The 11,626-nt window shown below is 65.4% G+C and carries 9 protein-coding genes and 1 pseudogene; 4 read left to right on the forward strand and 6 right to left on the reverse strand.

The window, feature by feature from the left end; translation table 11 throughout:
* Nucleotides 1-101 precede the first annotated feature (101 nt).
* Nucleotides 102-1,742, forward strand: a complete 1,641-nt coding sequence (locus tag DY467_RS24760; RefSeq protein WP_205502786.1) for an inorganic phosphate transporter — start codon at nt 102-104, stop codon at nt 1,740-1,742.
* A gap of 158 nt (nt 1,743-1,900) precedes the next feature.
* On the opposite strand, the gene DY467_RS24765 is transcribed toward DY467_RS24760, so the two are convergent.
* The 6 genes from DY467_RS24765 to DY467_RS24790 form a co-directional block, all read right to left on the reverse strand.
* Nucleotides 1,901-2,695 carry an ABC transporter ATP-binding protein gene (locus DY467_RS24765; protein ID WP_107355531.1) on the reverse strand — a complete coding sequence of 265 codons (795 nt, stop codon included), beginning with the start codon at nt 2,693-2,695 and terminating at the stop codon, nt 1,901-1,903.
* Nucleotides 2,689-3,717 carry an ABC transporter permease gene (locus DY467_RS24770; protein ID WP_107355530.1) on the reverse strand — a complete coding sequence of 343 codons (1,029 nt, stop codon included), beginning with the start codon at nt 3,715-3,717 and terminating at the stop codon, nt 2,689-2,691. Before DY467_RS24770 ends, DY467_RS24765 begins: the two co-directional genes overlap by 7 nt.
* Nucleotides 3,695-4,783 carry an ABC transporter substrate-binding protein gene (locus DY467_RS24775; RefSeq protein ID WP_012495904.1) on the reverse strand — a complete coding sequence of 363 codons (1,089 nt, stop codon included), beginning with the start codon at nt 4,781-4,783 and terminating at the stop codon, nt 3,695-3,697. The genes DY467_RS24770 and DY467_RS24775 overlap by 23 nt, the downstream gene beginning before the upstream one ends.
* Before the next feature lie 337 nt (nt 4,784-5,120).
* Nucleotides 5,121-5,858: an enoyl-CoA hydratase/isomerase family protein gene (locus tag DY467_RS24780; RefSeq protein ID WP_164639670.1), complete on the reverse strand. Its 738-nt coding sequence runs from the start codon at nt 5,856-5,858 to the stop codon at nt 5,121-5,123.
* Between the two features lie 21 nt (nt 5,859-5,879).
* On the reverse strand, nt 5,880-7,262 hold the full coding sequence (locus DY467_RS24785) for a phenylacetate--CoA ligase family protein (RefSeq protein ID WP_164639672.1): 1,383 nt from the start codon (nt 7,260-7,262) through the stop codon (nt 5,880-5,882).
* Nucleotides 7,259-8,869: a GMC family oxidoreductase gene (locus tag DY467_RS24790; protein ID WP_164639674.1), complete on the reverse strand. Its 1,611-nt coding sequence runs from the start codon at nt 8,867-8,869 to the stop codon at nt 7,259-7,261. The genes DY467_RS24785 and DY467_RS24790 overlap by 4 nt, the downstream gene beginning before the upstream one ends.
* Before the next feature lie 573 nt (nt 8,870-9,442).
* Between DY467_RS24790 and DY467_RS24795 the strand changes: the two genes are divergently transcribed.
* The 3 genes and pseudogenes from DY467_RS24795 to DY467_RS24805 form a co-directional block, all read left to right on the forward strand.
* Complete coding sequence (locus DY467_RS24795; RefSeq protein ID WP_164573859.1) at nt 9,443-10,258, forward strand: MetQ/NlpA family ABC transporter substrate-binding protein; 816 nt, start codon at nt 9,443-9,445, stop codon at nt 10,256-10,258.
* On the forward strand, nt 10,258-11,376 hold the full coding sequence (locus tag DY467_RS24800; protein ID WP_164639676.1) for a methionine ABC transporter ATP-binding protein: 1,119 nt from the start codon (nt 10,258-10,260) through the stop codon (nt 11,374-11,376). Before DY467_RS24795 ends, DY467_RS24800 begins: the two co-directional genes overlap by 1 nt.
* Nucleotides 11,377-11,410: 34 nt before the next feature.
* Nucleotides 11,411-11,626, forward strand: a pseudogene (locus tag DY467_RS24805) (ABC transporter permease); the annotation flags it as partial.

Raw genomic sequence — 11,626 nt, forward strand, 5'->3', positions numbered from 1 at the left:
GCCCCGCCGCTCACCGTCGACCCGCCCCGTCGACATCCGGCTGACCGACAAGTGTCATCGGCGTGTCAGATCGCGCGGGGAATATCGCGCCATTAAATAAAATGGGGCGTAGCGTGACCGATTTCACCATCAATCAAGCAATCGACGACAACGGGCCAGTTCAGCCGGCCGGTCGGCCGAACCTGGACAAAGGCTTCAATCCGCTGACGATGATCCTGTTCTTCGGGGTCCTCGGTGTCGGCATTCTGTTCGTGGCCTACAGCATCTATGTCGACGTCGAAGCGACCGGCGTCCGCGTCACGACGTATCTGCCTTATCTGCTCCTGCTGGTGGCGCTGCTGATCGCGCTCGGCTTCGAGTTCGTCAACGGCTTCCACGACACCGCCAATGCGGTGGCGACCGTGATCTACACCCACTCGCTGCCGGCCGAAATTGCGGTCGTGTGGTCGGGGGTGTTCAACTTCCTCGGCGTACTGACCTCCACCGGCGCGGTGGCGTTCGGCATCGTCTCGCTGCTCCCGGTCGAACTAATCTTGCAGGTCGGATCGAGCGCCGGCTTCGCGATGGTATTCGCGCTGCTGATCGCCGCGATCCTGTGGAATCTCGGTACCTGGTACTTCGGCCTCCCCGCCTCCAGCTCGCACACCTTGATCGGTTCGATCATCGGCGTCGGTGTCGCCAATGCGCTGATGCGCGGACGCGACGGCACTTCGGGAGTTGACTGGGGCAAGGCGACCGAAATCGGCTACGCGCTGCTGCTGTCGCCGCTCGTCGGCTTCGTCTGCGCCGCGATCCTGCTGTTGCTGCTCAAGCTGGTGGTGCGCAATCCGAAGCTGTACTCCGCGCCGGAAGGCAACGCGCCGCCGCCGTGGTGGATTCGCGGCCTGCTGATCCTCACCTGCACCGGCGTCAGCTTCGCCCACGGCTCCAACGACGGTCAGAAAGGCATGGGCCTGATCATGCTGATCCTGATCGGCACGGTGCCGACCGCCTATGCGCTGAACCGTGCGCTGCCGGATTCCCAGGTCGCGCATTTCGAGCAGACCTCGGCGGCCGCCTCGGCCGTGATCGCGGCGAAAGGCGCCGGCTACAGCATCATCGGCGATCCCCGCCCGGCGGTGACGCTATACGTATCGCAGCACAAGATCAGCGAAGGCACCTACCCGTCGCTGGCGGTGCTGGTGAAGGATATCGGCGAGCAGGTGCAGCGCTACGGCTCGCTGAGCAAAGTGCCGGCCGAGTCCGTCGGCAACACCCGCAACGACATGTATCTGGCGTCCGAGGCGATCCGCTTCCTGATGAAGGATAAGGAAAGCGACCTCAGCAAGGACGATGTTGCCAAGCTCAACGCCTACAAGGGCTCGCTCGATAGCGCGACCAAGTTCATTCCGAACTGGGTCAAGATCGCGGTTGCGATCGCGCTCGGCCTTGGCACGATGATCGGCTGGAAGCGCATCGTCATCACCGTCGGCGAGAAGATTGGCAAGTCACATCTGACCTACGCGCAGGGAGCCTCGGCCGAGCTGGTGGCAGCCTCGACCATCGGCGCAGCGGACATGTTCGGCCTGCCGGTATCGACTACCCACGTGCTGTCGTCGGGTGTCGCCGGCACGATGGCGGCCAACGGCTCGGGCCTGCAGATGGCCACGATCCGCAACCTGCTGATGGCCTGGGTGCTGACGCTGCCGGCCGCGATCCTGCTGTCGGCGACGCTGTACGTGCTGCTGTCGCGGGTGCTCTGAGCGAGCACCGCAGTCGCGGTGACAGCCGCGGCTGTCGTCCGGCCACCGTCGCTATATAAAAAGACGCCGCTCCGGCAAAGCCGGAACGGCGTCAGGAGGGAGAGAGATTGCGGCGCGCTGGCTACGGCGCGCCGTTGCCTATTGTGGCGCGGCGCTGATCACCAGGTGGCGTCCAGACCGAGCAGACCGAGGATCTGGCGGCGCAGGTCGGCCAGATATGGATCGCCGCGGTGGCGTGGATACGGCGCCTCCACCGCGATATCGGCCTTCAGCTTGGCGGGACGCTCGCTGAACACCACCACGCGCTGTGCCAGAAACAGTGCCTCTTCGACGTCGTGTGTCACCAGCAGCGTCGTGAAGCCCTGCCGCTGCCACAACGACACGATCTCGGTCTGCATGCTGAGCCGGGTCAGCGAGTCGAGTTTGCCGAGCGGCTCGTCCAGCACCAGGATGTCCGGATCGTTGACCAGCGCCCGGGCCAGCGACACACGCTGCGCCATGCCGCCGGAAAGCTGGTGCGGATAGGCATTGGCAAAGCCGCTGAGCCCGACCAGCGCCAGCGCCGCATCGACGCGGTGACGCTCGCTCTTGAGGATGCCCTGCGCCTCCAGCCCGAGCGCCACGTTCTTCCACACCGTCCGCCACGGAAACAGCGTCGGATCCTGGAACACCACCACCCGCGACGGATGCGGCCCGGTGATGACGCGGCCATCTTCGAGCAGCCTGCCGGCGCGCGGCGGCTCGAGCCCCGCCACCAGCCGCAGCAGTGTGGACTTGCCGCAGCCCGACGGCCCGAGCAGCGCGACGAACTCGCCGGGCTTGGCGCTCAACGTGACGTGATCGAGCACCGGCAGTTCGTTGCCGTCGATGTCGAAGTGATGGCTGACGTCGACGACGTCGAGCGCGGCGCCGGCGGCCTGCGGCGGCTGCTTCAATGCGACGGCGCTCACCATTTCACCACACCCTTCTGCCAGACCAGCAAGCGGTCACGGACCTTAAACAACGCCGTGATGGCGCCGGAGCACAGCAGCGACATCACCAGCAGCGCCGCATACATATTGGCGTAGGCCGCCCAGCCCTGCGCCCATTGCAGGTACCAGCCGAGACCGGACTTCACGCCCATCATCTCCGCCACCACCAGCACCGCGAACGAGGCGCCGAGGCCCATGAACAGGCCGACGAAGACGTGCGGCAGCGCCGCCGGGATCGCGACCTTGAACACCAGGAACGACGGCTTGGCGCCGAGCGTGCGCGCGACGTCGTAGTAGGCGTTCGACACGCTGGCGACGCCCGACCAGGTCAGCACCGTCACCGGGAAGCCGGTGGCGAGCGCGATCAGGAAGGTCGAAGCACTCCAGCTCGACGGAAAGGCGAAGAATGCGATCGGCAGCCACGCGGTCGCCGGCAGCGGGCCGATGAAGCGCAGCACCGGATGGACCCAATAGCCGACCGCACGCGACCAGCCGATCGACACGCCGGTAACGAAGCCGACTGCCGCGCCGATCAGGTAGCCGCCGAGCTGCAGCTTGATCGATGCGAACACGCTGTCGAACAGCTTGACGAAGTCGTCGGTATAGACTTCGACGATCGCCTGCGGCGGCGGGAAGAACGGCAGCGGCAGCACGCCGAGCTTGGCGGTCAAAACCTCCCACAGCGCGAGCACCACACCGAGCAGCAGCAGCCACGGCGAGCGCCGCTGCAAGGACTCGCCGACCCGCTGCGACCAGAACCCGGCCACTGCCGCGATCGCGATCACGCCGCCGAACACGAAGGCGGCGATCGCCACCTCCTTGGTGCGCGTCCAATCGCCGATGTCTTCCCGCCACAGGCAGGACAGACCGAACGCGATCCAGCCGAGGCTGGCGGCGAAGCCGACGAAATGCCCGCGCAGCGCGCGAAGCAGCGACGGCGTGCGGGACGCAAGTCGCGTCCCGACGTCGAGATCAAGCGTCTCAGACGCGGAATACGTCGGCATAGATCTTTTCCGCAAATTTGGTGGTGTCGGTCGAGGGCTTGATCACCGAGACGGCCTTGAGGTCGTCGGCGTAGAGCTTCAGCTCGTTCTTGAGCTGAGCGCCGATCGGGTGGTGATCATGAGTGTGATACTTGATCAGCGCCTGGATATCCTCTTCGGTGACGATCTTCGGCGCGTAAGGCAGGAAGGACTTGGCCGCCTTCTCCGGATTCTTCGACGAGAACTCGGCCGCGTCGAGCAGCGCCTGGGTCAGCGCGCGCGCCACCTGCGGCTCTTCGCGGATCAGGCTGCCGCGGACGCCGACGATGCAGCAGCTCACATTGCGATAGATGCCGTCGAGATTGGAGCCGATCTCCTTGAACTCGCCGTCCTTGAGGAACGCGTGCGCCAGCGGATCGGATGCCAGGGCCGCCTGTGCCTCGCCCTTCTCCACCGCGAGCCGAACCAGGTTGGCCGGATACTGCTTCCACTCGAGATCCTTGGTCGGATCGATGCCGGCCTTGGCGAGTTGGATCGAGAAGAAGTTCTTGCCCGGGCCGGCCTGATCGTCGATCGCGACGACCTTGCCCTTGAGATCGGTAACCTTGCTGATCTCCGACTTGGTCGGCGCGATCGCACGCAGGCAGCCGCCATGGGTGCCGGCGACGATCTTCACGTCGAACCCCTGCTCCAACGGCTTCAGCCAGCGCAGCGCCATGCCGACGCCGGCGTCGCTCTTGCCGGTGGCGATCGCTTCGAGCAACTGATCGGTCGAGCCGGAAAAATTCACCAGTTCGACGTCGAGATTTTGCTTCTTGAAGAAGTCGTAATCGACCGCGACCGGCACCTGCACCGAGCACACCGAAGTGGCGTTCCACGACAGCTTCACCTTGCGCGGCGCGCCGGTCAGCGGCGTTGCTTCACCGGAGGTCCGGCAGATCGGCGCATCCGACAGATCGTAGCCGATCGGCCGGGCGGGAAATGCCTGAAGGCCGAAGGCGCCGGCCGGCGCCGCGATAACGCCCGACGCCGCGCCCAGCAGCACGGAACGCCGGCTGATCCACCGGCCTTTTTCTTGGTTGCTCATGAATGTCCTCTTCGCTTACAGGGCTCGGGCCGCATTCGTTGCGGCAACTATCAGCAAGCTGGTTCGGCCCATTTCGGCCGCTCTCGCTGATGAGATTCAGAGCTCACATGATCGAGGTGCGCCGGTATCGGGTCAATGAAACACGATTTCAAATGACCCGCCTCACAGAGAACATCACGGGCGTCGTGCAGGCAGGGACAGCGAAGCGACCCTCACGGAGAATGGCGTTCTCAATGACGCCGCCTGCACAGCATGATCGTCCATCGCCGAACACCCGGTTTGATGAACAGAGTCGCGCGGGGAGTTGTCACGGCATGCCGGAGAGAGTGGACGCGAACTACACGCCCTTGAACGCCGGCGCCCGCTTTTCGAAGAACGCGGCGATGCCTTCGCGGTAGTCGTCCGCGGTGTTGACCGCCTCGACGGTGGCGCGGGTGATTGCGGCAGCCTCGGACGGTCCCTTCGGCAGGGTCGCGCCGACGAACCCTTTGAGCAGCTTCACCACCAGCGGCGCATTGGCGGCGATCTCGGCCGCGAACTGACGCGCGACGGCGAGCTGGTCGCCATTCGGCACCACGCGATTGACCAGCCCGATCTCGTAGGCCCGATGCGCGTCGATCGAACCGCCGACCAGCAGCAGCTCCATCGCGATCTTGTGCGGAATGCGCGCCGCCAGCGAACTGATCAGGCCGCCGCTATAGCCGACCTTGGCTTCCGGATAGGACAGCACGGTGTTGTCGGCGGCGATCGCCAGATCGGCGAACTGAACCAGCACCAGGCCGCCGCCGACCACGAGGCCGCCGATCGCCGCGATGATCGGCTTGTCCACTGGAACGCCGACGCCCGGCACCGCCCGCCAGAAATCGTGCGGGATGTCTTTCAGATTGGCTCCGGCGCTGAAGGCGCGGTCGCCGTTCGCCGTCAGGATCGCGACGTGGTCGCTGCCAGCATTGAACCGCTTCCACGCGGCATTCAGGCCCTCCACCACCGAATGGTCGATGACATTGTGTTTGTCCGGCCGGTTGATGGTGATCTCGGCGATCCCATTGCGGGACTCGTACAGTACGCTCGACATCGGCATTTCCTCTTGTGTTGCTCAGTTCGCCGCCTGGCTGGCGATCTCGATCAGCTTGGTCTTCTGGCCCGAGCGCGGCAGGCTGCCGTGCGGCAGGATGTCGACCACGGGACGGAAGGTCAGCAGTTCGCGAACGCGGTGCTCGATGTCGCCGGCGAGATCCGCCCACGCCGCCTCCGGCAGATCGGGCGCAGCCTCGATCGCGAGCCGAAGCGGCGGCTCGACCTTCGGCGGCGGCCGATCGAGCCGGATGCGCAGCTCGCCCGAGACCCGCGGCTGGAACTGCAGCACGACGTTCTGGATCGCCGCCGGGTAGACTTTGACGCCCTTGATCGCCAGCATGTCGTCGACACGGCCGACCACCTCCATCCGCGTGCCGAACGCCCCGCAACCAGGGCAGGTGCCGACATGGATCTTGAGGATGTCGCCGGTGGCGTAGCGAAACGCCGGCGCGGCCTGATAGTCGAGCCCGGTATGGATCGCCTCGCCGACCGCACCGTCGGTCAGCGGGATCGGCTGCTTGGTTGCCGGATCGATCAGATCGTAGCGGAAACAGGTGTCGTCGCTGAGATAGTGCATGCCGTGATAGTCGGGGCTGGCACAGGACAGCGCGGCGTTATGCCAGGCGCCGCCCATGAAATCGAACACCTCGGCGCCGAACTCCTCGCGCACTCGCTGGCGGAACGCCGGAAGCCCCGCACCGGGCTCGCCGGCGCACAGCACCCGCTTGATGCCAAGCGCCGCGACCGGCTTGCCGATCTCCTTCGGCGCGCGCTCGATCAGCTGATTGACCATCGACGGCGTCGCAAACAGCGCGGTCGGCCGGGTGAACTCGATGTAGCGCAGGATCTTCGGCACACCGGCCTCGGCGCCGAGCGCCACCGGACGCGCACCGTAGGCCTCCAGCGCCTGTACATAGGTGACGCCGGCGAGCCACAGCGACAGGCCGAAGGCATGGAATGTAGTGTCGCCGGGGCGGATGCCGGCCTGCGCGAACAGCCGGCCGAGCACGCGATGCGAGATTTCGAGATCGCGCGGGCTGAACACATAGAACGTCGGCTGGCCGGTGGTGCCCGAAGTTGCGGCCAGATGCACCGCCTGGTCGAGCGGCACCGTCAGATGCAGGCCGAACGGATGGCCGTAGCGCGCCAGCGACTCCTCCTGCGACTGGCGGTGGCTGACCTTGTCGAGCATTGCCGGCAGGCGGCGGAAATCGTCGAGCGAGCGGATGTCATCCGGCGACGACACGCCCGCCGCGATCAGCTTCGGTCGGAAATAATCGACATTGCTCCAAACGTGCCGGATCTGCTGCTTCAGTTTCTCGAAGCGGTGACGGCCGAGCGCGGCCTGGTATTCGGCCGGATCGCGGCTGTCGATGGCGAGCGGATTGTTGGGGTCGGTCATGCTTGCAGTTCCGGAGTACGAGCGTCAGCGAGGATGAGATCGGAGGCGCGTTCGGCGATCATGATCGTCGGCGCATTGGTGTTGCCGGAGACCAGCGTCGGCATCACCGAGGCATCGACCACGCGCAGGCTGGACACGCCGCGCACCCGCAGCTCGCTGTCGACGACGGCAGAGCCGTCGGTGCCCATCTTGCAGGTGCCGACCGGGTGATACAGCGTCTTGCCGGTCTGCCGCGCAAACTCGAGCAACTCGGCGTCGCTGCCGCCATTCACGCCTGGCAGGCGCTCGGTGACGATGTCGGCGAGCACCGGCTGCGCTGCGATCTTACGGGCGAACCGCAGCCCTTCGAGCAGCACCCGCTTGTCGTGGTCGTCGGTCAGATAGCGCGGCCGTATCGCCGGCGCCGCCAGCGGGTCGCGCTGGCTGATCTGAATGGTGCCGCGGCTGTGCGGGCGAAGCTGGCACACGCCGCAGGTCAGGCCCGGCTCTCGCTCCACCTCTCCGGTTTCGAAATTGAACGTTGCCGGCATCACGTGGAATTGGATGTCGGGATTGTCCGGATCAGTCGTGGTCGGCAGGAACACGTTGATCTGCGACGCGCTCAGCGTCAGCAGTCCCCGACGCGACGCCGCGTAGCGCAACACTTCGCGCACCAGCCGCCAGCCGCGCGCCGTCTCATTGAAACTGCCGAGCCCCCTGACGTCGTAGATCAGGCTGACCATATAATGGTCCTGCAGATTGCGCCCGACCCCAGGCAGATGGCCGACGACCTCGATCCCCAGCCCGCGCAGATGATCGGCATCGCCGAGTCCCGAATGCTGCAGCAACGCCGGGCTGGCGACAGCGCCGGCCGCAACGATCACCTCGCGGCGCGCCGTATAGGTCTCCACCCGGCCGTCGCGCACCACGGCAACGCCGGTCGCGCGGCGGCCCTTGAAGATCAGGCTGGTGGCGTGAGCGCCGGTGACGACCTCAAGATTGCCACGCGAACGCGCCGGCTTCAGATAGGCATTGGCGGTGCTGGCACGCAGCCCATTGCGCACCGTGAGCTGAAAGTAGCCCGCGCCCGCTTGCACCTCGCGATTGAAATCGTCGCGCGCCGCCAGACCCGCCTGCTCGGCCGCGGTGACATAAGCGTCCGACAACGGATGCCGGATGGTCGGATCGGACACACCGAGCGGCCCGCCGACGCCGTGAAACTCATCGGCGCCGCGGACCTGATCCTCGGCCTTGCGGAAGTACGGCAACACATCATCCCAGCCCCAGCCGGAATTGCCGAGGTCGCGCCACTCATCATAGTCGCGCGCCTGCCCGCGGATGTAGAGCAGCCCGTTGATCGCCGAACTGCCGCCGAGCACCTTGCCGCGCGGCCACAGCATCGGCCGGTTGCCGCTCGAAGACTCCGGTTCGATCCGGTACAGCCAGTTGCCGCGCGGATGCGCGCGATTCCAAACGTATCCGACCGGCAGATGAAATGACGGGTGCCGCCCCTGCCCGCCGGCTTCCAGAAGCACGACGCGATTGCGGCCATCGGCGCTCAGCCGGTTGGCGAGCACGCAGCCCGCGCTGCCGCCGCCGACGATGACGTAGTCGAACTCGTTGCTCATTGGCGCGAACCGAGCAACAGCGATACGGCCGCGGCACGAACGAGGTTCGGTCGCGGTGAAGAAAGAGAATGGGACACAGGTGAGGCTCTCAATACGCGTGCGCCGCTCACAGTCATGCAAACAACGCGTCAGGCCCCACACTGGCGCCGCCCATCAACGAGGGTCAATACGCGCGGCGATCTTTAGAAAATCATCTTCCAAGCCGCGACGATCGCGGCAACTTTGCACTGCGATCGCGAACGAATGAAGATGATAACTCCGCCGCACTCGTCGTCCGTTCTCGTCACGATCGACTCTCGCATCGTCCTCGCACATCGGCTATGCGAACGCCGAGGTAACAGGTCACCCTCAGCCATGTGATTCAGTCCAAGCAACGTCGCGCGACGTAGTTGTCCTGTTTCGTATCCGCAGTACAACGCAGCCTCGCTGTTCTCTGCTGCACCGATAAATAAGAACTTGCTTCGCCTTGTTGCACCGCAACCCACCACGCTAGGCTGGTCGTCAGCGGCAATGCTGCGGGCGCGATGACATCTCGCCACGCGCTGCCTTCACCTCCTCTCCTGGGACCACATCATGACTGTTCTGAAGACCGCCGCGCGCACGCTCGGCCTGATCGCGGCGTTGGGCGCGCTGACCTCCATCGCCATTGCCGACGCCGCCAAGGGACCGCTGCGGGTCGGCACCAATGCCGGCTTCGCCCCGCCGATCGAAGCCGCGGTGGCGGTCGCCAAGGCGCAAGGTCTGGACGTCAAGCTGATCGAGTTCACCGATCCGGTGACGCCGAACACCTCGCTGGCGAACGGCGAGATCGATCTCAACTATTTCCAGCACAAGCCGTTCTTGGATGTCGTCAAGGCGGCACGCGGCTTCGATCTCGAGCCGGTCGGGATCGGCATCGCCAACAAGACCGGGCTGTTCTCCAAGAAGTACAAGAGCCTGGACGAGCTGCCGGTCGGTGCCCGCGTCGCGCTCGCCGGCGATCCGTTCAATTTCGGCCGCGGCCTCGAATTGCTGGAGGCGGCCGGGCTGATCAAGCTGAAGCCGGACCATGGCCCTCAGGTCAATGTCGACGCGGTGATCGACAATCCGAAGAAGCTGAAATTCCTGGAGATCGACTTCCATCAATTGCCGCAGTCGCTCAACGAGGTCGACCTGGCGCACGGCTACACCCACTTCCTGAAGGCGTCCGGCGTGATCGATCCGCACGCGGCGCTGTTTTGGGAGCCGATCAATCCGCGGTACGGCATCGTCTTCGTGGCGCAGCCGAAGAACAAGGACGATCCGCGCATCGCGCAGTTCATCAAAATCTACCAGACCGCTCCAGAGGTGCGCGCAGTGCTCGACAAGCAGTATGGCGACCTCTACGTCCGGCTTTGGGAACGTGAGTGATGGACGCCCTCACCGACGCCGGCGCCGGACCCGGCGTCGGCATCACCCCTCGGAGCCGTGTCCAGACTGGCGCGGATAGCCCGCACATCATCGTCGAGCGTCTGTCGAAGCAATATCCAGGCTCGACGACACCGGCGTTGATCGAGGTCGACCTCGCCGTTAAGCGCGGCGAAGTCTTCGGCATCATCGGCCGCAGCGGCGCCGGCAAGTCGACGTTGATCCGCACGCTCAACCGGCTCGAACGTCCGACCGCCGGCCGCGTCCTGGTCGACGACGAAGACATCGCCACCTTCGACCACGCGACGTTGATCGGGCTGCGCCGCAGGGTCGGCATGATCTTTCAGCACTTCAACTTGCTGTCCGCGAAAACAGTTTGGCAGAACGTTGCACTGCCGCTCCGTGTCGCGGGGGTCGCCAAACGCGAGATCGAACGCCGCGTCGATGAACTGCTCGACATGGTGGGACTGTCCGAGAAGCGCAACGTCTATCCGGCGCGGCTGTCGGGCGGACAGAAGCAGCGCGTCGGCATTGCGCGTGCTCTGGTGCACCGGCCCGAGGTGCTGCTGTGCGACGAGGCGACCTCCGCGCTCGATACCGAGAGCACCCAGGCGATCCTGGCACTGCTGCAGGACATCAATCGCCGCTTCGACCTGACGATCGTGCTGATCACCCACGAGATGGCGGTGATCCGCGAGATCTGCGACCGCGTGGTGGTTCTCGAACGCGGCAGGGTCGTCGAACAGGGGGAAGTATGGAAGGTGTTTGGCGATCCCAAGCACGACGTCACGCAGACCCTGCTCGGCACCGTGCACCGATCGCTGCCACCGGAAATCCTGGCGCAGCTGGCGCCGGTGCCGCGTGATCCCACCGATCCGCTGTTGCTCGATCTGCATTTCACCGGCACCGGCGACCGTGATCCCGATATCGGTGCGATCGCGCAAGCGCTCGGCGCACGGACACGATTGGTCTATGGCGGCGTCGATCGCATTCAGGGCCGCGCCCAGGGCCATCTGATCGTCTCGGTGGATGCCGCTGACGACCGCGACGCCGTCCTGCAGCGCGCGCACCTCTTGGCAGACAGAGTGAAGGATCTGGGTTTTGTCTCCGCTGGTCATTGATCGCCTGATCGAAGGCATCATCGATACGCTGCTGATGATCGGTGCGTCGTCGCTGATCACGCTCGGCATCGGCCTGCCCTTGGCGCTGCTGCTGGTCGCCACCAGCAAGGGCGGCATCCTCGAGCAGTCTTGGGTCAATTCGAGCGTCGGCAGCGTCGTCAATGTCGTCCGCTCGGTGCCGTTTCTGATCCTGATGGTGGCGCTGATCCCGTTCACGCGCCTGATCGTCGGCACCAGCTACGGCGTGCTC

This window comes from Rhodopseudomonas sp. BR0G17, assembly GCF_010907025.1.
GTDB classification, from domain to species: domain Bacteria; phylum Pseudomonadota; class Alphaproteobacteria; order Rhizobiales; family Xanthobacteraceae; genus Rhodopseudomonas; species Rhodopseudomonas palustris_H.